The organism is Rhodococcus mengyinensis (genome assembly GCF_048381435.1).
GTDB classification, from domain to species: domain Bacteria; phylum Actinomycetota; class Actinomycetes; order Mycobacteriales; family Mycobacteriaceae; genus Rhodococcus_F; species Rhodococcus_F opacus_D.
On the sequence record NZ_JBLWIT010000038.1, the window covers coordinates 307,933 to 331,717 of the forward strand.

The following is a 23,785-nucleotide window of genomic DNA, read 5'->3' on the forward strand; positions in this document are numbered from 1 at the left end:
CACGCCTCTCAGCCGTGGGAGGCCTCGACCTCAGGGAATGGCGATGCGTCCCTCGACAGCGGCCAGTCCGATGTCCTTGCGGAAGTGGCTTCCCGGCAGCTTGATCGCGGAGATCTTGGAGTACGCATCCGCGCGCGCCGCGTCGAGGTCCGCTCCGACTCCGACCACGCTGAGCACGCGTCCGCCGGCGGAGACCACCTGATCGTCGACGAGCTTCGTGCCTGCGTGCAGGACGCCGTCACCGTCGGCGCCGGTGATCACGTCGCCGGTGCGCGGGGTGGCCGGGTAGTGCTCGGCCGCGACCACGACGGTCACCGCCGAGCCGTCCTGCCAGTCGAGCGGCGCGACCTGATCGAGCGTTCCGGTGGCCGCCGCGTTCAGCAGTTCGCCGAGCGGGCTCTTCAGCAGCGCGAGGACAGCCTGCGTCTCGGGGTCGCCGAAGCGGCAGTTGAACTCGACCACGGCGGGGCCGTCCTTGCCGATCGCCAGCCCGGCATACAGCAGCCCGCTGAAGGCGCTGCCCCGGGCGACGAGCTCGGCCGCGACGGGCTTGACGACGTCGTCGACGATCTGCGTCACGGTCTGTTCGGGCAGCCACGGCAGCGGCGTGTAGGCGCCCATGCCGCCGGTGTTGGGTCCGGTGTCGCCGTCTCCGACGCGCTTGTGATCCTGGGCAGGCAGCAGCGGCACGACGGTCTCGCCGTCGACGACGCAGAACAGCGACACCTCGGGACCGTCGAGGAAGGATTCGAGGAGAACGGGGTGACCGTTCTCGAGCAATTCGGCCGCGTGATCGCGGGCGGCGTCCCGATCGGTGGTGACCACGACACCCTTGCCTGCGGCGAGGCCGTCGTCCTTGACCACCCAGTTGGGACCGAAGCGGTCGAGGGCCTCGTCCAGCTTGGCGGGCGAGTCGACGATCTCGCTGTGCGCGGTCTTCACACCGGCGGCGGCCATGACGTCCTTGGCGAACGCCTTGGACCCCTCGATGCGCGCGGCGTCGGCCGACGGGCCGAAGCAGGCGATGCCCGCCGCGCGGACGGCGTCCGCGACACCCAGCACCAGCGGGACCTCGGGACCCACCACGACGAGGTCGGCGTCGAGCTTCTTCGCGAGGGCGGCCACCGCCTCTCCGGACGCGATGTCGACGGGGTGCTGCTCGGCGATCTTGCCGATCCCGGCGTTGCCGGGCGCACACATCAGGGCACTGACACCCGGATCGCGAGCGAGGGCGAGAAGGAGGGCATGTTCACGGGCTCCGGAGCCGATAACGAGTACGCGCACGGGTGTCAGCCTACGGGCCGCGCCGAGCGGGACGTTCGGAGCGTGCGGACTCGACAGTCCTACCGGATCGCGTTACCGTCCTTCTAGAATTCCGTAATTCCGAATTATCGAATTTCCACAGGTGAAGGGATCTTCTCGATGACCAGGAAGCACGGCACGCTCACAGCAGCAGTCGCGGTCGCGGTGAGCCTGGGCGCGTGCAGCACCCACGGCACCGCCGCCTCCGACGAGCAGGGCGCGCCGCCGGCCGTATGCGCACCGCTGCCACCCGCCGACATCACGACCGCCTCCGGGTGGGTCGGGTACGTCGGCTCCCACCCCGACGACGTCGCCTTCGTCGTCGACGACGGTCGCGGCCGAACGGTCGAGCACCGCGTCGGCGACACCGTTCCGCTGGCGTCCGCGATCAAGGTGGTGCACCTGGCCGCCTACGCCCGGGCCGTCGCGTCGGGCGAACTCGACCCGGCCGAGCCGGTACCGCTGTCCGAGTGGGAACGCTGGTACCTCCCGAACACCGACGGCGGCGCCCACCCGAAGGCTCTGCAGCGGCTCGGTGTCACCGAACCCGACGACACGGTCACGCTCGAGCAGATGGTGACCGCGATGATCCAGGAGAGCGACAACGCCGTCCCCGACTATCTGCGCGACCGACTCGGCGACGCCGCCCTCGCCGACGCCGCCGCGCAGGGCGGCTGGGACGACCTCGAGGTCCCGACCCTGTTGGGCTCGACCATCGCCCTCCTCGATCCGGCGATGTCGCGGGATGCCCGGTGGGACGCCGCCCGGCGCTACGCCCACGACGGCACCTACCGCGAACAGGTGATGCGGATGTCGCCCGGCGACGACTTCCCGGCGGTCACGGCCCGGGTGCAGGAGTCCGGGGTGGCGGGTACGGCCGCGGGCCTCGCCGCGCTGCACCGTGCGATCGCGAGCGGCGACTTCGGTCCCGGCTCCGACGTCGCACGCCGAACACTCGAATGGCAGCCCGCCCCGCCAGGGCTGGACGGGCTGGGTTTCAAGGGCGGCAACCTTCCCGGGGTGGTCACCGAGGCGATGACGATCCGACATCCCGACGGCACCGTCGCCACCGCCGTGCTGCTGACGTCGAACCTGTCGAGCGCGGACTACCTCGACGTCATCGGCGGGAACTTCGCGCACCAGCACCTGCTTCTCGAGGCGATGACCGATCCCGACACAATGTCGCAGCTAAGTTGTGCCGTGTGAACGACGAGTACGACGCCCGGCTCGCCGACCTCGAGGCGCGCGTCCACGCCCTCGAATCGGCCCGGCCCGCCGAATCCCCGACACCCGACGTCGGCGAGAGCATCGGGCAGATCGGGTATCAGGGCACCGTCGACCTGGGCGGCGAGATCCAGTGGACGATCCGCTACGACGCCGGCGCCACCCTCGACCTGTCCCCCACCGCCGTGTCGAACGTGCTCGCCGCGCTGGGACATCCGACCCGCCTCGAGATCGTCCGCACCCTGCTGCGCGGCCCCGCCGGCGCGGCCGAGCTGCAGACCGCGGTCGGGCTGTCCTCGCCCGGTCAGCTCTACCACCACCTGCGCACCCTCGGCGGGGCACGCATCGTCGAGCAGGAGTCGAGGAACCACTACCGCATCGCGGCGGCGAAGGTGGTGCCGTTGCTGGTCATCACCCTCGCCGCCGCGGATGTCGGGGAACACCCCCTGTGAGTACTTGTTAACCGCGGGCGGTTAATAAGTACTCACGGGCGGCAGCACGGCCTTCGGAGATGGCGTGCGCGACTTTGCGCGGTACGAGCGCGTCGCCGATGATGTGTACGCGTGCGCTTTCCGGTGCGAGTTGCGACCAGTCGCGCGGGCGCCGCTCACCGGCCACGACCACCCGGTCGACGTCGAGGCGCGTCCTCTCCCCCGACAGCGTGTTCTCGAACTCGACCGAGCCGTCGGAGACCGCGACGAGCGACGACAGCACGCGCACGTCGACCGGTTCCCCCGACAGCCGACGCAGGTACTGCACCCGGCCCTCCGCGGGAAGACCCGACGCGAAGGCCGCGGCGGGCGTCAGGACCGTGACGTGGTCGGCACCCGCGGCGAGCGCCGCTTCGACTGTGCTCGCTGCGGGCCAGAGCCCGAATCCGTCGTCGACCACCACGACGTGGCCGGCGCCGCGAAGAGCTCCTCCCCCATCGAGCAACGCCTGAGAGGTGAGCATGGACGACGTTCCCGCCAATTCCTGGGGAAGTTCTTCCACGGCACCGACGGCCAGGACTACGTCATCGAAGTCCGCCAGGTCGTCGGCATTGACGTTGTGCGCCAGACGGATTGCCACCTTCGGCATGTTGTCGGAGTAGTAGTCGAGGAGGCGACGCCAGCCGCTGCGATGCGGCGCGTCTGCCGCTGTCGCAAGCTGGCCTCCGATTCGCTCTCGTTGTTCGAAGAGTGTGACGTCGTGGTCGGGTCCGAGCCGCATCGCGCACTCGAGCCCGGCGGGGCCTGCACCGACGACGGCGATCCGTCTCCGCACTCTCGACCCGCGCGTGGGCCCCAGCGTCAGCGGGTACGCGGGACGTGCGGAATGACCCGGCGGCGCGAGGTCGGGATTGACCGAGCACAGTAGGACGGGGTCGAACGCTCGGCAGTCCTCGTTGCAGGACACGCACGGGCGGATCGACGCCTCGCGGCCGGTCAGTATCTTCCGCGGGAAGTTCGGGTCGGCGATCAGCGGTCGTGCCACACCGACGAGGTCGGCTCCCGATTGCAATGCAGTGTCGATGGACGCACCGGTCCGGAACGACTGCGACACGAGCAGCGGGGTCACTGCGGCGGCGCGTAATTGTCCGACCGAATCGAGCAGCGGAGGGTCGGTTACGGCCATGTCCCGGACGTAGGTGGTGCGTACGCCGACCGTGACGTTGACGTAGTCGAAATCGGAGAGGTGCGGTAGTACGTCGCAGAGACCGTCCATGGTCAGGCCTGCCTCGTCGCCGCCGTCGGAAGAGACGCGGACTCCGAGTACGACACCGGGGCAGGCGTCGCGGACCGCGGAGGCGATGCGGTCGAGGATCCGCACACGCTGAGCACCCGTCGCAGCGTCTCGCCCGAGGTTCGTGTTCGGCGAGAGGAATTGCGCAAGTAGATATCCGTGGGCTGCATGCAATTCGACGACCGGGAAGCCGGCCGACCACGCGTGGACCGCGGATGTGCGGAATGCGTCGACGACCGCGTCGACGTCGGCGCCCGAGAGGGCGCGCGGTCGCGTCGGTTCGCGGGGCGAGCGGACAGCGGACGGCGCGACGGGGTGACTCCACATCTCGGCGCCCAGAGTTTCGCGTCCGAGGTGCACCAGCTGGCAGGCCGCGATGGCTCCTTCCTCGGTGATCGCCCGCGCCCGGGCCTCCAGGCCCGCGAGGACTTCGGGACGCCAGGCCTCGGTGATGTTGCCGTTGCGGTTGGTCGAACCGGGCGACACCACCGTGCCGCCGACGATGAGCATTGCGGCACCGCCGGCCGCGCAGCGCCGCCAGTAGTCGTCGTCGCCGCGTGAAGGGAGGCCGCCGGCGACGGCACCCGACGCGTGCGGCGTACCGACGAGCCGGTTTGCCAACCGAAGCGAACCGAGCTGCAGCGGCCGCGCTGCACGTGGAGTCGTCACACGGACCTCCTAAGTGAACTGGATTCACTTCACATTATCAGGTGATTGACATCACAAGGCGACTTCCTTAGATTCAAACTGATATCAGTTCAATTTAGCGAGGAGCAACATGTCGTTCGTTCTCGTCCACGGCGCAGGAATGGGCGCCTCGTGCTGGGCGCCTCTCCTCCCCTTGCTCGAAGGTGACACTCTCGCAGTCGATCTCCCGGGACGGGGACGGCGGCACTCCGTCGACCCGCGGTCCGTCACCCTCGACGACTGCGCCGCCGCAGTCATCGGCGACGTGGAGGCGGCGAACCTCGAGGACGTCGTCCTCGTCGCACACTCTTTCGCGGGAGTGACGGCCCCTCGGGTCATGCAGGCACTCGCACACCGACTACGGCACGTGGTCTTCCTGTCCGCCGTCGTCCCGCCCGACGGGACGCGAGTGATCGACCAGATCGACCCGGACGTCCGCGCCGCGGTGGAAGCCTCGATAGAAGATGGTGTGTATCGCCAGGATCCGATGGGCGCCGCCGCGATGCTCTGCAACGACATGGACGCGGAACAGACCGACTGGATGATCGCCCAGTTGGTCGACGATTGCGGCGCGCTACTCACGGAGTCCGTCGACCTGTCCGGTCTCCGCGCCGATATACCCCGTACATACGTACGTTTGACCAAGGACACCTGCTATCCACCCGAACTCCAGGAAAGATCTGCTGCCCTCGTCGGCGGCGACACCGCATTCCTCGAATCCGGCCACATGGCCATGGTCACGATTCCCGATCGCGTTGCCGCGCTGCTCAACGGTCTCGCGCCGTAGGCCTCATCCGACTCCTCCATCCGTCACCGAATACACGGGTTCGCATTCGGCGAACCGATACCGGAAGGGCTTTCATGCCATGAGAAGTATGCCGATAAAGCTGATGGCCGTCGCAGTGGTCGCCGCTTTCGCCTCCGCCGCTTGTGGATCCGGCGGTTCCGGTTCCACCGGTCCCGTGTCCGGCACGTGGGACGACGTCGTCGCCGCAGCCAAGGGCGAAGGCAGTGTCCTGCTGTACTCGAGCCAGAACCCCGCCAATCTCGAAGCTCTCAAAGTGGCGTTCGAGCAGGAGTATCCCGAGATCTCCCTCGAATACGTCCGGGGCACCGACGCCGACATCAACCCGAAGGTCGAGGTCGAGAATCAGACGAAACGGGGAACGGCTGATGTGCACATGATGACCGACGCCGCCTGGATCGAGACTGCCGCCGAGTCGGGCACCTACTCGACCGATCTCGTCGGCCCGGCATTCGATGCGCCGGAGTACGAACCGCAGAAGAGCATCATTTCCGACAAGTTCTTCCTGACCAGCGCGGCGGTGTTCGCTCTCGGCTGGAACACGACAGCACTTCCGGGAGGTCTGCAGAAGCCGGCAGACCTCCTCGACCCGGCGTTGAAGGGCAAGATCGGAATCGTCAACCCGTCCGGTATCGCCTCGTACGTCGACTTCTACCGATTCTTCGAGAAGAACTTCGGCGCCGACTATCTCCAGAAGCTCGCGGAGCTGAAGCCGCGGATCTACCCGAGTTCACTGGGGGTCGCGCAGGCCTTGACCTCGGGCGAGATCGTCGCAACCCCTGTGGTGCAACCACTTGTGCGAGAGAAGGAATCGGGAGCACCGGTGGACTGGGCACTGCCCTCGCCCCCGTGGGGAACCCCGTGGTTCACGCACGCACTGTCCGCGGCGCCGCACCCGAATGCCGCACAGGTGCTGGCGAACTTCATGGTCACCCCCGCCGGCCAGAAGGCGTTGTCACTCGGTTACGCGAGCGCACTCCCCGGCATCGAAGGAAGCGTCGCACAGGCCCAGGACATCGCGCTGCCCAACCCGTCCGACCTGACACCCGAATCGCTCACCGAGTACCAGTCCGATTGGGAAAAGAGATTCATCCAGTGACGACCGACGACGCGCGACTGCGCGACACCTGCGCTGTCGTCACCGGCGCTGCACGAGGGATAGGTGCCGCGACCGCAGAACTCTTCCACGCCCACGGGGCCACGGTCTACCTCGCCGACGTCGACGACGAGGTGGGTGAACGTGTCGCGGCGAAAATCGGTGCGCGAGCGCACTACCGGCACCTCGACGTCACCGACGAATCTCAGTGGACGCGCGTCACCACCGAGATGGCGGATCGCGGGCATCCGATGCGTGTTCTCGTCAACTCCGCGGGCGCCGCATCCAAAGCGTCCATCATGCAGACGTCGCTCGCCGACCTACGACGCATGATCGACCTCAACCTCGTGGGGACTTTCCTCGGCCTGCAGGCCGCAGGCGCCGCCATGACCACGGGCGGATCCGTCGTCAACCTGTCCTCGCTGCGTGGCGTCCTCGCGACGGCCGAGCTCGGTGCATACGGCGCGTCGAAGTTCGGCGTTCGCGCCCTGACCCGAGTCGCGGCGTTGGAATTCGCGGAATCGAATATCCGGGTCAACGCTGTGTGCCCGGGCAGCATCGAGACGGCAATCACCGCCGGCGCCGACTTCGCCGACGACGACATGGACGCGTATGTGAAAAGCATTCCGCTGCAACGCCGAGGTCTACCGCTCGAGGTGGCGAAGGCCATCCTGTTCCTCGCGTGCGAGGACAGCAGTTACATCACGGGCTCCGATCTCATGATCGACGGTGGAACCTCCGCGGGCGCCAGGACTCCGAAGCGCCCGACGCAATCATGAGATGAACTGACTTCACTTTATTTTTTCCTCGACAAACCACTCGCAACCAAGCAGGTGCCAAGGTGACATCGCAATTCAGGGTTTCCAACCTGACCAAGACCTTCGGGTCCAACACCATCGTCGATCAACTCGACCTCGACATTCAGGACGGTGAATTTCTCGTCCTACTCGGCCCCAGCGGTTGCGGGAAGACGACGACCCTACGATGCATCGCCGGTCTCGAGACACCCGAGGGCGGGTCGATCACGTTCAAGGACCACACCGTCTTCGATGCGTCGACCCGCATCAACGTTCCGGCATACAAGCGCAACATCGGCATGGTCTTCCAGTCCTACGCGCTGTGGCCCAACATGACAGTGCGAGAAAACATCCGGTACCCCTTGAAGGTTCGACGGATGAAGAGCGCCATCGCCGCCGGACAGGTCGAGAACGCCGCAGACATGGTCGATTGCGGAGCCCTGCTCGACCGGTATCCGTCCCAGCTCAGCGGTGGACAGCAACAGCGAGTCGCCGTGGCCCGCGGCCTGGTCGCCCAGCCCGACCTGGTGCTGTTCGACGAGCCCCTGAGCAATCTCGACGCACGGCTGCGCGATCAGGTGCGGTCCCAGATTCATCAACTACACCAACGACTGGGCTTCACTGCCGTATTCGTCACCCACGATCAGGCCGAGGCATTTGCGCTCGGTGACCGACTCGCCATCATGAAGGCGGGCAAGATCGAACAGTACGACACCCCGGAGCGGGTCTACCAGACCCCTTCCTCCGACTATGTCGCCGCGTTCATCGGGATGGCGAACCGGCTCGAACTCGTCCGCCGGCACGAGGGATGGACCACGCGAGCGGGGGCTCCCGTCGATCTCGACACGGCGGGCGTCCAGGGCGACTACCTCAGCGGCGATACGGCTGTGGGACGACTCCGGCCCGAAGACCTCGCACTTCATCATTCACTCGACGAGGTCCGTGCGGGTGACGTCGGCTTCGTCGGCGAACTCGTCACCTCCGAGTACGGAGGCCGCTATTTCGACGTGACGGTCGATGCCGGAGGCGAGCAGTTGTTCGTCCGCGCAGACGCGGAACGACACGGACGCTGGTTGCGTGCTGCAACCATCGGATCTCCTCTGGTGGTGAGCTTCTCGCCCACCAAGTTGCGAGTGTTTCCGCACCCGGACGGTCACGTGGATCTCCAGGTTCCCGTGCTCGCCCAGGCCGCCCGATCGGAGGCGTGATGGCTACCGTTGCGGTGAGTCGCGGCGCACGTCCGCTCGTCGTCAGTACGGTGTGGCGTACCCGACTCGGGTACGGCGCACTGCTGGCGGTGCTGGCGTATCTCGTCGTGCTCCCGCTCTTCCGATTGCAGTCGCTGGCGTTCGAGGACGGCGGTCGCGGATATCAAGCCCAGTACGGCCGATACGACATCGGCCAGACCATCCGGACCACCATCGCCCTCGCTGTCTCGTCGCTCGCCATCGCCATGATTCTCGGAACGATCCTTGCGTTCGCGGCGACCAGGCTGCCACGCCGGCTGAGTTTTCTCAGGATCGTCCCCATCCTGCCCATCGTGATGCCCGCGGTGGCCAACGTGGTCGGGTGGGCGTTCCTCCTCTCCCCCGGCCCCGGGTACCTGAACGCACTCCTGCGGAAACTCCCCTGGTGGAACCACGTCGACTCCGGACCGATCGATGTCTACAGCACACCGTGGATCATCATTCTCACGGGCTTCGGACTCACGTCCTTCGTCTACCTCTTCGTCAGCGCGGGAATGCAGAACATCAGTTCCGAGCACCTCGAGGCAGCACAGATCAGCGGTTCGTCGACGCTCGGCGTGTTCTTTCGTGTAGTGCTCCCGCTGCTTCGCCCCTCCCTGGTGTACGGCGGTGGCATCGCGCTGCTTCTCGGATTGGGCCAGTTCACCGGACCACTCCTGTTGGGACAGAACACCGGCGTGAAGGTTCTCACCACCGAAATGTATCGGCGGGTGTCCGAGTCACCGGCGGACTTCGCCGCTGCAGCCGCGGCGGGCTCGCCGCTCGTCATCTTCGGCGTCGTCGTCGTGCTGGCGCAGAAGATGCTTCTCGGCAATCAGTCACGCTTCGTCACGCACGGCGGAAAGGCATTCGCACCGAACACCGGACGCTCGGCGTGGGCCGCCGTGTGCATCTCCGCGTATGCGATGCTCGCGCTCGTCGTTCCGCTGATCGGACTCGCCATCGTGGCCGTGTCTCCCTATTGGTCGGAGACACTGTCCTGGAATCTCTTCACACTCGACAACTTCCGGGCGCTGTTCCGGACGGCGAGCATCGTCGACTCGGTGTACACGAGTCTCCTCACCTCCGTGGTGGCGGTCGCCGTCTGCGTGCCGATCGGTTACCTCACCGCCACGCTGCTCGTGCGAGGCCGCAAACACAGAGTCCTGGGAACCATCGGTGACATCATCACCGCTCTCCCCCTGGGTATTCCAGCGGTGATCTTCGGCGTCGGGTTCCTGCTCACGTACACCCAGCCTCCGCTGATCCTCTACGGGACCAAAGCGGTCATCATCCTCGTCTACATCGTGCTGATGGTGCCCTTCTCCACCCGGATGCAAATGACGGCGATGCTGTCGCTCGGAGAGACCTACGCCGAGGCGTCGGCAACGAGCGGCGCGAGCCCGTTCGTCACCAATGTGCGGGTGATTCTGCCGCTGATGAGACCGACCGTGCTCAGTTCCGTCGCCTTGATGTTCATCCTGCTGACCCACGAGTTCGCCGCCTCACTGCTCGTCCGTGCCGCCACGACACAGGTGATGGGGACGCTGCTGTTCGACCTGTGGGAGAACGGCTCCTACCCGCTGGTGGCCGCGATGGCTCTTCTCATGACCGCGGTAACCAGCATCGGTGTCGTGGTCGCGATGCTCGTCGGTGGCCGAAACGTGTTGAGCAACCTCTGATATCGACCTTCCCTGCCCGAGCCGAACAAGTGACAAGGAGTCCAGATGACTGTCGGCCCTGACCGACTTCGCGACAAGGTCGTCCTACTGACGGGTGCGACCGGTGGTATCGGCGCGGAGATCGTCCGAAGGCTCGCCGAAGAGGGCGCTCACGTCGTCCTGACCGATCTCGGGAAATCGGTCTGCCAGGACTTGCTCGATACCCTCACCCAGCCCGAGCGACATGCGGCGCTCGCCCTCGACGTCTCCTCCGAGGAACAGTGGGAAGACGTCGTGGCAGCAACCGAGAGCACGTTCGGCGCGCTGCACGCCTTGGTCAACAACGCTGCCATCGGCAGCGTCGCCACAGTAGACGAGGAAACCCGATCACAATGGGACCGGGTGATCGGGGTCGGCCAGACCGGCACGTGGCTGGGTATGAAACACGCCGGGCCGCTGATCGAGCGGAGCGGCGGCGGTTCCATCGTGAACATGTGCTCGATACTGGGAACGGTGGGCGGCCTGGGCAACAGCGTTGCCTACGCAGCCGCCAAAGGCGCGGTCCGCACGATGACCAAGAACGCTGCCCTGCACTGGGCGAAAGCGGGGGTGCGCGTCAACTCTCTGCACCCGGGATTCATCGGTACGCCCCCACTACTCGAGCGCTGGGAGGGCAGCGAGCGTCACCGCGAGATGCTGGCCGGCACCCCGATGGGTCGTCTCGGGCGGGGTGAGGAGATTGCGGCCGTCGTCGCCTTCCTGGCCGGTGACGACTCCACCTTCGTCACCGGCTCGGAGATCTACGCCGACGGTGGGTGGACGGCGGCCTGAGCTGCACAGAAGAACATGGCCTCCGCGTGATGCGGAGGCCATGTTCGTCGGTGTAGCCGCCGGAGCATCAGCGTAGGCGGCACAGCGTCTTTCCCACGGTGCGGCCGTGCAGCATCGCGACGATGGCGTCCGGCGCCGACCCGAGGCCGTCGAACACGGTCTCCTCGACTACGAGGCGACCGTCGCGGAGGTAGCTCCCGACCTCGGCCCGCATGTCGCCGAGCAGATGGTCGTACGCTCCAGCCCGGAAACCCTGCACCGTCAGGTTCTTTGCGACGATCTGAAAGAGATTGCCCGGACTCGGTGCGGCCGTGTCCGCGTCATAGGAGGCGACGGCGCCCGCCATGGCCACCCGGCCGCCTGGCCGGAGGTGATACAGGGCGGCCTCGAGGTGCGCTCCTCCCACGTTGTCGAAATACAGGTCGATGCCGTCGGGTGCCGCGCTTGCGAGCGCTCCGGCCAGGTCCGGGCTGTGGTAGTCGAATGCGGCATCGAGTTTCAGTTCGTCCAGCAGGAACCTGACCTTCTCGCCGGAACCGGTACTGCCGACCACGTAGTGACCTCTGAGTTTTGCAATCTGCGCGGCGAGGCTGCCGACCGCACCCGCGGCCGACGAAATCCACACGGCGTCTCCGCTCGTGAGTCCACCGATGCACTGCAATCCCACGTACGCCGTGAGCCCGGAACTGCCCAGCGCTCCGAGATAGGATTGCGGCGGGTGCACGCTCGTGTCGAGGCGTGTCACGCCGCCTGCCCCGGCCAAGGTTTCGCTGCCCTGCCGGACCACCGCGAACTCGCGAAAACCCTTGATGTGCAGAACCGTGTCGCCCTTCTCGAAGCCGGGGTCACGGGACTCGAGTACCTCGCCGACAGCCAACCCGGTCAGTGTCTCCCCGATGCGGAACGGTGGGAGGTAGCCCGCGGGGCCGGTGGGGCCGAGACGCATCCTGACAGACGGGTCGATCGACGACCACGAGTTGCGCACGAGAATGTCACCGGGCGCCAGTTCTTCCGGAACCGTCACCACGTCGAGGTGGAAATCCGACGGCCGGACCTTCCCCCGGGGATGGTGCGCCAGTTTCAGCTCATGACTCTCCATGGGAATCCTTCCGCACTCAGACGACGGAGAAGACGTCGCGGTCGTCTCGTCTTCGGACTGTGAGCCGGCCGCGATCGACCAACGTGTCGAGGTGGGCGAGGGTCTCACAGGTCGCGATCATTTGATTGAACGGGTCGAGGGTGGAGAACGGCCTCTCGCGACGGGTCCACGTGACCGCGTCTGCGACGGCAATCGCGGTCGCGGGCCCGAGCGAGACCAGCGCATCGCGCATGGCTATGAAGCGCCGGTCGTGATGCGCGAGAAGTTCCTCGACGCGCAGGTGCACGCTCGGTGTCGGATCTCCGTGCGCCGGGAGCAGTCGCGAGTCGGGGCGTTCGAGCAGACAGGTCAGCGACTCGAGGTAGCGCCCCAACGGCAGATCCCAGTCGCCGAGTTCGAAGCCGATCGACGGTGTGATCGTGGGCAGGACGTGGTCGCCACTGAAGAGCACCCCTTGCTCTTCGTCGTGAAAGACCATGTGCCCCTTTGTGTGGCCGGGCGTGTGCACCACGTCGAGTGTGCGCCGTCCGATCCGGACCGGACCTGCGGTGAGCCAGTGGTCGGGCTGTTCCCAGTCCGAGGGGTGGAACGGCTCCGCGGCGGTCAGAACCTCGACCGTGTCCGCAAGGAGGGTGGCACCGGCGCGGCGGAGTTCGTGCAGCGAATCCGTCGGCACGTTACTGCCGAGTGCACTGACGGCTGCCAATCCGTCAGCCTCGGCGATCCCGAGGTGGACGCGGGAGCCGTGACGGCGGCGGAGTTCGATCGCGAACGTGTAGTGATCGCGGTGCACGTGGGTGACATAGATGTCGTGAATCTGCTCGGTGCTGTGCCCGATCCGAAGCAGTGCGCGCTCCATCTCGTCGAAGGTCGTGTCGACTCGCCAGCCACCGTCGATGAGGGCCAGTCCCTCCTCGGTCTCGAGGGCGTAGACGTTCACTGCTCCGAGGCCGTCGCCAGGCATCTGGAGGGGCACTCGGTGCACACCGGGCGCCACCTCGAAGCAGCCCGGTTCCATCCAGTGCGCCCTCATGATTCACCGCTGCCCACTTCGACCATCGTTTTCTCCTCCCCCATGACGAGGATGCGCTTTCCACGCATCTGGCCGACGTTGTCCACTGCGGCTTGCCATTCCGGGCTGGCGAGTGCGGCATCGAGGTCCTCGCGAGAGTCGAAGCTCAGAATCGAGACGCCGTCCCATTCCCGGGACCGGTCGTCCATGGCGTCGAGCACCTCGGTGTGCTGCCAGCGCCGCAGGCCCGGCAGCGGGTAGGTCACGTCGGCATGTTCACCGCGCCACCACTCGATGAACTGCTCATGGCTCCAGTCGTGCGGACGAGCGGCCAAGACGATCAAGTTGTACATCATCACTCCATAACTGACCTGAATTTAGTTCAAATATCGAGAGTAAGAAAAACCACCCCTCCGCACACGCCCGCGTCACGCGCGGACGATGCGCAGGGTGGCGTCGCGAACGTGCTGGTTGAGCTGGTCGAGGGTCATGTCCCCGCCCGGTCGATACCACCGCCACACACTGACGACGAGACCGAGAATCAGCCGGGCCATCAATCGTGGATCACTGTCGGCGAATACGCCCGCACCCATCCCCCGCGCAATGAGAAGAGACCACTCTTCTTCGATCGAGTTCACCAGCGCGCGCGAGGTCTGACGCTCGGCCTCTTCCTTCTCCGATTGGCGGGGAGTGGCGAGCAGATCCATGTGGCTTTGGAGGATGCGCCGCTGAAGGGCGTCCCGCGGGGTCGCTTCCAGAGCGCTGGTGACGGCGGCACTCAACGCCTCGACCGGGTCGTCGATGCCCTCGATCGCGGCGGTGAATCGCTCGAGCGACTGCGCCAGTTCGAGACGCATGATGGTCAGCAGGCAGTGACCCTTCGACTCGAAATAGTGATAGAGCGCCGTCTGGCCGATGCCCACCTCGTCGGCAATCGACGCCCACTTCGTGTGCTCGAAGCCGACCTCCCCGAAGCGTTCGATCGCGGCCGTCAGGATGAGCCCGCGCTTCGAACGCGGACCATCGCGGAGCGTCATGGCTTCTACGGACACGGGTCCCCCATCCATCTGTTTGTTCGGGTCGGTACCTCAGAGACTACCTGAACTGAGGTGAAGTCGGGTCAATATGAGTGGCTGTCGGTACCCGCGAGCAGGCGTGTTGCAAGATCTACCGCATCCGGTCGAGACAGCTTCCCCACCCGATTCTGCGGCAGATCGTCGATCGTGAAGACGAACTCCGGCCACTTGAACTTCGGGAACTCGATGTCTCCGAGATATGCGACGACCTCGTCGAGGGTGATCGGATCGCCGGTACTCACGACCAGGGCCGCGGCACGTTCACCGAGTAGCTCGTCCGGAACGGGGACCACACACACCTGGGACACGGTCGGGATGCGTGCGATCGCGGCCTCGACCTCGTTGATGTCGATGTTGCGGCCCCCGCGAATGATGATCTGCTTCTGGCGCCCCATGACCCGGATGCTGCCGTCTTCGGCGACTTCGACGAGGTCGCCGGTGGGCAGGAATCCGTCCGCGGTGAGTTCCGGGGGTGCGGGAACCCCTGCCCGTGCATAGCCGACGAAGAGGGAAGGCCCCTTGACCTGGGCATCGCCCACGCGGCCCGGTGGCAGAGTAGCGCCGTGTGCGTCGACCGCCCGGACGACGGTCCCGGGGAAGGGACGACCGTCCCGCCCCAGGCGAACGTCCGGTTCGTCCGCGGGCAGCGGGGTCGTGTGCCCGAGACACTCGGACATACCGAACACACGCAGGAATGTGGTGCCGAGGGTCTGCTCGGCGCGGCCGAGCGCGCCGGCATCCATGGGACCGCCGCCGACGGTCATTGCGCGCAGCGACGTCAGCGCTCCCGCAGCGTCCGGCGCGACGGCCAGCTGAAGCGCCATGGTCGGGACGAGCATCGTCCACGCGACCCGGTGTTCCCGGACGATCTGGAGGGCGGTCGCAGGCTTCCAGCCGTCCATGCAGACCATCGGCGCGGCCAGCACGGCGGGGAGATAGAGCCCGAAGCAGAATGCCGCTACCGACGACAGTGGCACGAACGCCGCGACAGGATCTCCGGGTTCGAGGCCGACCGCCTCGATCGTGCACCGGCAGGCGTACCGGATTGCAGATTCGGACTGCACCACGCACTTGGGATGTCCGGTCGACCCGGACGTCATCGCGATCGCGATCCCGCCGTTCCACCGCTCGATGTCGCTGACCGGTGATCGCGACCAGCGCATCACCCAGCCTGCCGTCGCGACCGCCTCCTCGCAGAACCGGTCCTCCGGTACACCCCAGTGCGAGAGCGACTGCCGGTCGGCGATCACCACGTCGGGTGCGATGTCGTTCAGGGCCACGGCGAACTCCGACGGAGTGGCATGTCGGCTGAACACCGCGATCAGGCCGCCGCGCAGTCCGACGGCGATGGCCGCGGCGAGTGTGCGCCACGTGTTGTCAGCCTGCACCAGCACCGTCGGTGAGCCACCCGTCGCGGCGTCCAGCTGGGCGGCGAGCCCGGTTGCCGCCGCGACAACCTCCGCCACCGTGTGCTCCCCCGTTGCATCGACGACTGCGATGTCATCCGGAGAATTCGCTGCGCGAGCAACGAATTCGCGTGCCAGCTCCCACATTCCGCCGACCTTTCATTGAAGTGAACTAGTTTCATTATTGACTACAACGCGCACCGCACCCAGCTTTTCGTCCGTTACGGGATCACGACGGCCCTCCCGGTGATCTCGCCGCGTCGCAACTTCGAATACACGTCGAGAACGTCGTCCAACGGGTACGCGGTCGCTTCGACGGCCAGCAGGCCTCGGTTCGCGAGGTCGACCACGGCCTCGAGGTCTGCTCGCGTTCCCCAGAACGGCGCAGTCACCTGCCACCCCGTCGCGAGTCCCACGTCTTTGCCCACCGTGAGCCGACCGCCGGCGCTGCCGACGGTGACCAGTCGGCCGCCGGGGGCGAGCAACTGCGCCGCCGATCCCATCGTGTCCGGCGCTCCCACGAAATCGAAGACCACATCAGCGCAGTGACGCCGGGCGACACCGGACCGAGAGGCCGCAACCTCCGCGATGTCCGACACCGCCACGTCCGCCCCCAGTCGACGCGCGAGGTCGCGCGAACTCTCACGCGGATCGACCGCGATGATCGTTCCCGCGCCCAGTGCGCGAAGAACCTGGATCGCGATGTGGCCCAGTCCCCCGACACCGACCACCACGGAAACGGAGTCGGCGTCGACGAGATCACGGTTGGTACGGATTGCGTGATAGGCCGTCAGGGCGGCATCGGCGAGTGGGGCGGCGCTCTCGGGGGCGAGCCCGTGGGTACGGACCAGGCACCGCTCCGATGGAACGATCATGGTGTCGGCCAGACCGCCGTCATGGCCGATGCCGTTGCCGATCGCGGTAAGACGGCCGTCCTCGCGTGCGCTCAGTTCGAAGCAATAGTTCTCACGGTTTCGGCGGCAGTTGCGGCATTGCCCGCACGACCAGACACCATGGACGACGACGGACTCGCCGATCCAGGACGTGTCCGCCGACGGGCCCGCACCGACGACGGTTCCCGCTACCTCGTGCCCGAGCGTGAACGGAAGGGGATAGTCGAATACTCCCGCGGGTGCGTCCATCACGTGCAGATCGGATCTGCACAGCCCGGCGGCCTCGACTCGGAGGAGCAGCTGATGCCCCTGTGGTTCGGGAACCGGGATGCGCACAACCCGTGCACCGTCGCCCCAGCCGGTCAGGCGTACTGCGCGCATTGTCGGAACTGCCATGAGTGTCACCTTTGCCTACCGGGCGGTCCAGCCGCCATCGACCACCAGAGTCTGGCCTGTGACGTAGGACGACGCGGCCGACGCCAGAAAGAGCACGGCGCCGTCCACTTCGCCGGGACGTCCACCGCGGGCGAGCATCGTGTTGCGGCGCACCCAGTCCGCCGAACGCTGGTTGCTGAACAATCCATCGGTCATTTCCGTGTCGAACCAGCCCGGCACGATGGCGTTCACGCGGATCCCACGTCTGCCCCACTGCCCGGCCAGCTCACGGGTCAGCCCGAGCACGCCGGCTTTCGATGCCGCGTAGCTCGCCCCGCCGATAGGTGCCGTCGACACGAGCCCGACGACCGAGGAGATATTGATGATCGACGCGGCCTCGCCTGCCGGTGTGGTCGAGGCTACGGACGTGGCGAGATGAAATCCCGCGGCCAGATTGACGTCGAGAATCGAGGAGAATTCCTCCGGGCTCTCGTCCTCGGCGTTCGGCCTGCCGGGTCTGCCCGCGTTGTTGACGAGGACGTCGATCCGCCCGGCCTGCGCTAGTGCCCGATCCACGAGCGAGCGCCGGTCCGCGTCCACGGTGATGTCGCACTCGACGGGGACGACGCCGTCGACCTCGCCTGCCAGCGCCGCGAGCCGCTCGACACGGCGGGCGGCCGCGAAGACCGTCGCGCCCGCCGACGCCAGTGTCCGCGCGAATCCCATTCCCAGTCCGGACGACGCACCCGTGACGACGGCGACGCGACCGCTCAACTGGAACAGCTCGGGTACCTGCATGTGGTTGGCTCCTACTCGTGTTCGTGGCACGCGCGCGTCAGTAGACGGCGGTGCGTCCGCCGTCGACCGGGATGACGGCACCCGTGGTGTAACCGGCACGGTCCCCCGCCAGATGCACGACGAGACCGGCGATTTCGTCCGGATTCCCCAGGCGCCCGGCAGGGAGTCGGTCGATGATCTTGCCGACGAACTCGTCGTCCCAGTCCGCCGCCATGTCTGTCGCGAATCCGCCCGGCATGATGCAGTTCACCCGAACCCGGGGCGCGTATTCCTGAGCGAAGGCCATCGTCAGCGCGTTGAGGCCGTTCTTCGATGCCGCGTACATCGCCTCCGGCGGGCTGGGCCGCAGTGCGCCGATGCTCGAGATGTTGATGATCGAACCGCCTCCGGCCGCGCTCATCCTGGCGCCGGCCACCGCCATGAGCCGGAACGGGCCCTTGAGGTTGACCTCGATCGTCTTGTCGAAGAGCGACTCGGAGACCGACTCGAGGCTCGGCGACAGCGGCGCGATGCCGGCGTTGTTGACTACGATGTCGAGGCTCCCGAACTGCGCGAGAATGTGGTCGACGGCGAGTTCGATCGCGTCCCACTTCCCGACGTGCAGTGCGAGCGGTTCGGCGATGCCACCGGTGTCCCTCGTGATCGCGAGGGCCGCGGAGATGCATGCGTCCTCCTTGCGACTCGACACGATCACGGTGGCTCCCGCGGCGGCCAGCCCGCTGGCGATGGCGTATCCGAGCCCTCGGGTGGCCCCCGTGACGAGTGCGACCTTGCCTGTCAGTTCTCGCGGTGCGTTCATGCGTACTTCTTCAGTTCGAGGCGCGCGATGGTGCGCAGATGGACTTCGTTCGGACCGTCGGCGATCTGCAGTGCCCGGGTGATCGCATACAGCCGGGCCAGGATCGTGTCGTCACTCACCCCTGCCGCGCCGTAGGTCTGGACGGCATGGTCGACCACCCGATGAGCGACCTCCATGGCCGCGACCTTGATCGCGGCGACTTCCGAGCGGGCCGCGGCGTTGCCCCGGGTGTCCATCAGCCACGACGACTGGAGAACCAGCAGCCGGATCTGGTCGATCTCCATCCGGCTGCGCGCGATCCACTCCCGTACCACACCGCGGTCGGCGAGCGGCGCACCGAAGGCATTGCGCTGCAGAGCTCGTCGGCACATCAGCTCGAGGGCGCGCTCGGCCATGCCGATCGCGCGCATCGCGTAGTGCATGCGCCCCGGCCCCAGCCTGCCCTGCGCTATCGCGAAACCGTCGCCCTCGGCGCCGAGCATGTGATCGGCAGGCACCCGGACGTCCGTGAACTGGACCTCGCCGTGACCGAGCCGGTCGCGGTACCCGAACATGGGCAGATCGCGTAGGACCTCGATACCGGGAGAATCCGCGGGCACCAGGATCATGCTCTGCTGCCGGTAGGTCGGAGCGTCGGGATCGGACTTTCCCATGAAGATGATGAGCTTGCAGTCGGGGTCGAGAATGCCTGAGGTGTACCACTTCCGGCCGTTCAGGACGTATTCGTCGCCGTCCCGGCGGATGGTCGACGTGATATTGGTGGCGTCCGAGCTCGCCACATCCGGTTCCGTCATGGCGAACGCCGACCGGATCGTGCAGTCGAGGAGCGGCGCGAGCCACCGGGACTGCTGTTGCTCGGTGCCGTACATGGCGAGGATCTCCATGTTGCCGGTGTCGGGTGCCGAACAGTTGATGGCTTCGTTGCCGATCACCGAGCGTCCGACCAGCTCGGCGAGCGGGGCGTACTCGAGGTTGGTGAGACCGGCGCCCCACTCGCCGTGCGTCATGAAGAGATTCCACAGTCCGAGCTCGCGCGCCTTCGCCTGCAGGTCCAGCATGACCTTGGGCTGCTCGTGTGGGTTGTCGTTCGACTTGATCTGCTCGTCGTACACGGCCTCGGCCGGATAGACGTGCTCTTCCATGAAGTTCCGCAGCTGCTCGAGCAGTCGCTCGGTGCGCGCGGAGTATTCGAAGTCCACGTGAGGTCCTCTCTGTTCCGTCATCGCGTCACGCGGTGATCGGAGGTTGATCAGGCAAGTAGCGCGGTTCCGCTGCGGATGAGCTGCGAGATGGTGTCGGGCAGCCGTTCCTGGTCGGGGTCGTGGTGGCGGCCCTCACGGTGCCGGCGCAGGTTGTGGCCCATGATCGCCGCCATCTTCAGACGGCCGAGCGCGTTGAACCAGTTCATGTCCGGCAGCGCCGGGTGGTCCCCGATGTAGAGGTCGATCAGTTCGTCCGCGGACGGCAGGTCCGGCACGGCGCGTCCCACCCCGGGAAAGTTCGCACCGTCGGCGAATACGAGGAACCAGCCCAATTCGACCCGCGGATCGCCCAGGCTCCAGATCTCCCAGTCGATCAACGCCGCCGGCTCGGTGTCACGCGCGATGATGTTGCCGAGCCGGTAGTCCCCGTGCACCAACGTCGGTGGCAGCGCGTCGGGGAGATCGGCGGCGAGGAGGCGCAGGAGTTCGTCACCGCCGCTGACGAGGTCGGGGGGAACGGCGTCCAGGGTTCGTTTCCACCGCGCCAGCTCCGCAGCGGGTGACAACGGCTCCCCGGCAGCCGGGATCGTGTCGACCGGCACCGCGTGCAGCCGCGGCAGCACCGCGGCCGCACGGCGCATCCGCGCCGCCGCGACGGCCGGTTCGACCGGAGGGGAATCGAGCACCGGCTCGAGTGATTCCCCGGCCACGCACTCCATCGCGAACCACGCCGGCCCGTCCTCGTCGACGGCGACGATCCGAGGAACGGGAACCTCTGTCGCACCGAGTGTTTCCATGATCCGCGCCTGACGCACCATGTCGTGCCGCCCGATGGGGCGTTGCCCCTCGGGAACCGCCTTGACCACGAGGTCGCCGTCGCTGGTCGGCACTTTGTACGTCAGCCCGGAATGCCCACCGAGGAGCGGCTCGAGTGCGCCGACATCGAGGCCGGGGCTCTGCTCGCGCAGGCGCTGGGCCACCCGGACGCCGAGCGCGCTGTTCGTGGTCATCGGCGCGGCTCCCTCGGCAGACCGAGAACACGCTCGGCGAGGATGTTGCGCTGGATCTCGTCGGTGCCGCCCGCGATCCGGTACCCGGGTGCGCCGAGCACATGCTCCGTCCACGCGAACGTTCCCCACTCGCCCGAGTCGGCAATCAGATCGCGTCCCAGCAACAGCCGGACCACCTCCGACGTGCGCGCCATGGTGTCCGTGGCAAGCAACTTGCCCACCGAAGCCTCGGGGCCGGGGTCCTTGTCGGCGACCACTGCCGCGGCCACCCGCATTCCGGTCACGCGCTGGACATAGCTGCGGGTCACCAGGTCCGCGACCTTGTCACGCTCGATCTCGGTGAGCGGCCGGTCGAGGTGACGGGCGAGTTCGACGGCGTGATCGGCGTTGGCCAGACCCAGGTTCCCGGCGTCGAGTCGTTCAGCCGCCAGCACCGTCAAGGCGACCGGCCACCCCTGCCCCACGGGCCCCAACCGGTGGTCGTCCGACAGTTCGACACCGTCCAGATAGACCTCATTGAAGGAACTGCCCCCGGTCATCTGGCGGATCGGGCGGACGGTGACCCCGGGAGCATCCATCGGGACCAGGAACACCGTGAGGCCTGCGTGTTTGGGCGCGTCGGGGTCGGTGCGGCACACCGCCACCCCCACGTCGGCGACGCGGGCGCCGGACGTCCAGACCTTGTGCCCGGTGATCGTCCAGCGGCCATTCCGTTCGACTGCCCTCGTCCGGACGGCGGCAAGGTCGGATCCGGCTTCGGTCTCCGAAAAAAGCTGACAGGCAATGATATCGGTCCGGAGCATCGCGCGCACATACCGCTCGCACTGTTCCGGTGTTCCCCACTGGGCGATCGCCGGGGCTACCAGCTGCTGAGTCACCGAGAACATTTCGGTCCGGCGCGGCACGTCGAATGCGTTCTCCTCCCGCCGGAACGCGAGGACGTAGGACATCGGCAGGCCGCGGCCACCGTACTCGGCCGGCCAGTTCATCGAGCCCCAGCCGGCGTCGAACTTCGTCTGCTCGTACGCGCGGATATGGTCGGTCTCGTCGCGCTCCTGCTCCGCTGTCCAATTCTCGAAGACGGCGACCGAGTCGGATCCCACTCCCCATTTGATCTGGGTGCGCGGTTCGGCGACAGTTCTCAACCATGCCCGCGCTTCATCCACGAACTGGTCCAGGTCGGGCATCGTTGCTTGATTCATGGCTCTTCCTCAGACGGACAGGACGGTGCAGGCGCTGATTCCGGGCGCACCGTAGACATGGGTGAATCCGATGCGCGGGTGTCCGGGAACCTGTCGGGCACCGGCCTCCCCGCGTAACTGCGTGACGATCTCGTGTATCTGCCGGAGGCCGGAGGCGCCGATCGGTTCCCCGTTGGCGATGCATCCGCCGTCGGTGTTGATCGGGATCCGGCCGCCGATCTCCGTCTCGCCGGTCGCGATCAGTTTCTCCTGTTCGCCGTGCTCACAGAATCCGCACTCGGCCATGTGCATGATCTCGGCACCGCTCTCCGTGTCCTGGAGTTGCGCGACGTCCACATCCGAGGGACCGAGTCCGGCCTGCTCGAATGCGGCGGCGGCGGTGGACGTGCTCACGCTGGGTGGGGTTCCCCGGCCCTGTATCGACGGACCGAACACCTCGAAGGAACCGAACCGGCGGGTGCCCGCCGAGATTCCGCGCAAGTGCACCGGCCTTCCGCCGAGGCGCCGGGCGGCGGCTTCACTCGCCACGACGACGGCGGCACCGCCCTCACCGGGAGAGCAGAACATGTATCGCGTCAGCGGGTCGTTGACCATGTCCGCTGCGGCGATTGCCTCGGCGGACATCGGTTCGCGGCGCCAGGCATTCGGGTTCAGCGAGCCGTTGCGGTACGCCTTCTCCGCCACGGCGGCCAGAGTCGGTGCACTGATTGCGTGCTCGCGCATGTACCGCGCGATCTTGATGCCGAAGAACTGGGTGGTGACCATCAGGCCCGCCTCGCCGTAGCCGACGGGCAGACCCCAATCCTCCGGTGCCGGGTCGAAGGCGCCGCGCGGATGTTTGTCGAATCCGACCGCGAGTGCGATGTCGGCGGCACCCGCACGAATCGCGTTGACGGCCGACACCAGCGCGCTACCGCCGGTCGCGCAACCGTTCTTGACGTTGGTGAAGGGTATTCCCGTGAGCCCGAGTTCGGCGACGAGGGTGTCGGCGAGCCCGGAACCGTCACTGCCACCGAATGCGACCTGAACATCGGTCCACCCGATGCCGGCGTCCGTCAACGCGGACGCGATCGCATCCAGCGCCAGCCGGCGACCACTCCTGCCCGGCTGACGTCCGAACTTCGACAGTCCGGCCCCGATGATCGACACGGTGGACATCAGCGGATCTCCTTCAGATAGGCATCGGTGGCGAACCGGGGCACCGGCGCCGTGGCGATCAAGGTCACCGGCGCCCCGTCGTCCAACTCGTCGAAGTCGTGGCATTCGAGCACGGCTTCGATCTTGATTCCCTCGGGGAGTTCGACGTATCCGACGGCGAACGGCGCGAAACCGTTCGGCGGCGGCACGTACGGCGGGGATTTCGGGGCGAACCGCTGGACCGTGTACGCCCAGACCGTTCCGCGTGCGCTCAGGGTGAACGGCGACATCGCCGGTCGTGAGCACTGCGAGCACAGGCCGGTGGCCGGGAACGCGACAGTCGAGCAGTGGGAGCACCGGCTCGCGCCGAGCGCAGGCGCGGTATGTGTCTCGCCCATCCTCATTCTCTCCTCGGGATTCGT

Annotated in this window: 23 protein-coding genes; 8 read left to right on the forward strand and 15 right to left on the reverse strand. The window is 66.9% G+C overall.

Features of this window, described 5'->3' with window-relative positions; translation table 11 throughout:
• Positions 1-30: 30 nt before the first annotated feature.
• Positions 31-1,284 carry a phosphoribosylamine--glycine ligase gene (gene purD, locus ACNJ7E_RS06215; RefSeq protein WP_418339391.1) on the reverse strand — a complete coding sequence of 418 codons (1,254 nt, stop codon included), beginning with the start codon at positions 1,282-1,284 and terminating at the stop codon, positions 31-33.
• 138 nt (positions 1,285-1,422) lie between these two features.
• Between purD and ACNJ7E_RS06220 the strand changes: the two genes are divergently transcribed.
• Both ACNJ7E_RS06220 and ACNJ7E_RS06225 read left to right on the forward strand, forming a co-directional pair.
• Complete coding sequence (locus tag ACNJ7E_RS06220) at positions 1,423-2,508, forward strand: serine hydrolase (RefSeq protein ID WP_418339392.1); 1,086 nt, start codon at positions 1,423-1,425, stop codon at positions 2,506-2,508.
• On the forward strand, positions 2,505-2,978 hold the full coding sequence (locus tag ACNJ7E_RS06225; protein WP_280778792.1) for an ArsR/SmtB family transcription factor: 474 nt from the start codon (positions 2,505-2,507) through the stop codon (positions 2,976-2,978). The genes ACNJ7E_RS06220 and ACNJ7E_RS06225 overlap by 4 nt, the downstream gene beginning before the upstream one ends.
• A 7-nt stretch (positions 2,979-2,985) precedes the next feature.
• Here the strand turns inward: ACNJ7E_RS06225 and ACNJ7E_RS06230 are convergent, their stop codons facing one another.
• Positions 2,986-4,920 carry an oxidoreductase gene (locus ACNJ7E_RS06230; RefSeq protein WP_418339393.1) on the reverse strand — a complete coding sequence of 645 codons (1,935 nt, stop codon included), beginning with the start codon at positions 4,918-4,920 and terminating at the stop codon, positions 2,986-2,988.
• A 109-nt stretch (positions 4,921-5,029) separates the two neighbouring features.
• Here ACNJ7E_RS06230 and ACNJ7E_RS06235 point away from each other — a divergent pair, with 109 nt between their 5' ends.
• The 6 genes from ACNJ7E_RS06235 to ACNJ7E_RS06260 all read left to right on the forward strand — a co-directional run bounded on the left by ACNJ7E_RS06235 (position 5,030) and on the right by ACNJ7E_RS06260 (position 11,354).
• Complete coding sequence (locus ACNJ7E_RS06235) at positions 5,030-5,725, forward strand: alpha/beta fold hydrolase (RefSeq protein ID WP_283330586.1); 696 nt, start codon at positions 5,030-5,032, stop codon at positions 5,723-5,725.
• Between the two features lie 79 nt (positions 5,726-5,804).
• Positions 5,805-6,842, forward strand: coding sequence for an ABC transporter substrate-binding protein (locus tag ACNJ7E_RS06240; RefSeq protein ID WP_280778796.1), 1,038 nt, complete (start codon positions 5,805-5,807; stop codon positions 6,840-6,842).
• Positions 6,839-7,618, forward strand: a complete 780-nt coding sequence (locus tag ACNJ7E_RS06245) for an SDR family NAD(P)-dependent oxidoreductase (protein WP_418339394.1) — start codon at positions 6,839-6,841, stop codon at positions 7,616-7,618. Before ACNJ7E_RS06240 ends, ACNJ7E_RS06245 begins: the two co-directional genes overlap by 4 nt.
• A 62-nt stretch (positions 7,619-7,680) precedes the next feature.
• Positions 7,681-8,844, forward strand: a complete 1,164-nt coding sequence (locus ACNJ7E_RS06250; protein WP_418339395.1) for an ABC transporter ATP-binding protein — start codon at positions 7,681-7,683, stop codon at positions 8,842-8,844.
• A complete protein-coding gene (locus ACNJ7E_RS06255; protein ID WP_418339396.1) occupies positions 8,844-10,544 on the forward strand; it encodes an ABC transporter permease in 1,701 nt (566 codons plus the stop codon). Before ACNJ7E_RS06250 ends, ACNJ7E_RS06255 begins: the two co-directional genes overlap by 1 nt.
• Before the next feature lie 45 nt (positions 10,545-10,589).
• Entirely contained in the window at positions 10,590-11,354 is a 765-nt protein-coding gene (locus ACNJ7E_RS06260; RefSeq protein ID WP_280778801.1) for an SDR family NAD(P)-dependent oxidoreductase, read from the forward strand.
• Positions 11,355-11,421: 67 nt separating this feature from the next.
• On the opposite strand, the gene ACNJ7E_RS06265 is transcribed toward ACNJ7E_RS06260, so the two are convergent.
• From ACNJ7E_RS06265 to ACNJ7E_RS06325, 13 genes are all read right to left on the reverse strand, one after another.
• On the reverse strand, positions 11,422-12,453 hold the full coding sequence (locus tag ACNJ7E_RS06265; protein WP_418339397.1) for an NADP-dependent oxidoreductase: 1,032 nt from the start codon (positions 12,451-12,453) through the stop codon (positions 11,422-11,424).
• Positions 12,454-12,469: 16 nt separating this feature from the next.
• A complete protein-coding gene (locus tag ACNJ7E_RS06270) occupies positions 12,470-13,471 on the reverse strand; it encodes an MBL fold metallo-hydrolase (protein WP_283353373.1) in 1,002 nt (333 codons plus the stop codon).
• Between the two features lie 11 nt (positions 13,472-13,482).
• Positions 13,483-13,818 (reverse strand): EthD family reductase, encoded by a 336-nt coding sequence (locus ACNJ7E_RS06275; protein WP_280778804.1) that lies wholly within the window; start codon positions 13,816-13,818, stop codon positions 13,483-13,485.
• Positions 13,819-13,893: 75 nt separating this feature from the next.
• Positions 13,894-14,502, reverse strand: coding sequence for a TetR/AcrR family transcriptional regulator (locus tag ACNJ7E_RS06280; protein WP_280779172.1), 609 nt, complete (start codon positions 14,500-14,502; stop codon positions 13,894-13,896).
• An 83-nt stretch (positions 14,503-14,585) separates the two neighbouring features.
• Positions 14,586-16,094 (reverse strand): class I adenylate-forming enzyme family protein, encoded by a 1,509-nt coding sequence (locus ACNJ7E_RS06285; RefSeq protein WP_280778805.1) that lies wholly within the window; start codon positions 16,092-16,094, stop codon positions 14,586-14,588.
• Between the two features lie 74 nt (positions 16,095-16,168).
• A complete protein-coding gene (locus tag ACNJ7E_RS06290) occupies positions 16,169-17,236 on the reverse strand; it encodes an NAD(P)-dependent alcohol dehydrogenase (protein ID WP_418339398.1) in 1,068 nt (355 codons plus the stop codon).
• A gap of 15 nt (positions 17,237-17,251) precedes the next feature.
• A complete protein-coding gene (locus ACNJ7E_RS06295) occupies positions 17,252-18,013 on the reverse strand; it encodes an SDR family NAD(P)-dependent oxidoreductase (RefSeq protein ID WP_418339399.1) in 762 nt (253 codons plus the stop codon).
• 37 nt (positions 18,014-18,050) lie between these two features.
• Positions 18,051-18,812: an SDR family NAD(P)-dependent oxidoreductase gene (locus tag ACNJ7E_RS06300; RefSeq protein WP_280778808.1), complete on the reverse strand. Its 762-nt coding sequence runs from the start codon at positions 18,810-18,812 to the stop codon at positions 18,051-18,053.
• Positions 18,809-20,011, reverse strand: coding sequence for an acyl-CoA dehydrogenase family protein (locus tag ACNJ7E_RS06305; RefSeq protein ID WP_280778810.1), 1,203 nt, complete (start codon positions 20,009-20,011; stop codon positions 18,809-18,811). Before ACNJ7E_RS06305 ends, ACNJ7E_RS06300 begins: the two co-directional genes overlap by 4 nt.
• A gap of 50 nt (positions 20,012-20,061) precedes the next feature.
• On the reverse strand, positions 20,062-21,024 hold the full coding sequence (locus tag ACNJ7E_RS06310; RefSeq protein WP_418339400.1) for a phosphotransferase family protein: 963 nt from the start codon (positions 21,022-21,024) through the stop codon (positions 20,062-20,064).
• Positions 21,021-22,226 (reverse strand): acyl-CoA dehydrogenase family protein, encoded by a 1,206-nt coding sequence (locus ACNJ7E_RS06315; RefSeq protein WP_283330579.1) that lies wholly within the window; start codon positions 22,224-22,226, stop codon positions 21,021-21,023. Before ACNJ7E_RS06315 ends, ACNJ7E_RS06310 begins: the two co-directional genes overlap by 4 nt.
• 9 nt (positions 22,227-22,235) lie before the next feature.
• Positions 22,236-23,384 carry a thiolase family protein gene (locus ACNJ7E_RS06320; RefSeq protein ID WP_418339401.1) on the reverse strand — a complete coding sequence of 383 codons (1,149 nt, stop codon included), beginning with the start codon at positions 23,382-23,384 and terminating at the stop codon, positions 22,236-22,238.
• Positions 23,384-23,761 (reverse strand): Zn-ribbon domain-containing OB-fold protein, encoded by a 378-nt coding sequence (locus tag ACNJ7E_RS06325; protein ID WP_280778814.1) that lies wholly within the window; start codon positions 23,759-23,761, stop codon positions 23,384-23,386. The genes ACNJ7E_RS06320 and ACNJ7E_RS06325 overlap by 1 nt, the downstream gene beginning before the upstream one ends.
• Between the last annotated feature and the right edge of the window lie 24 nt (positions 23,762-23,785).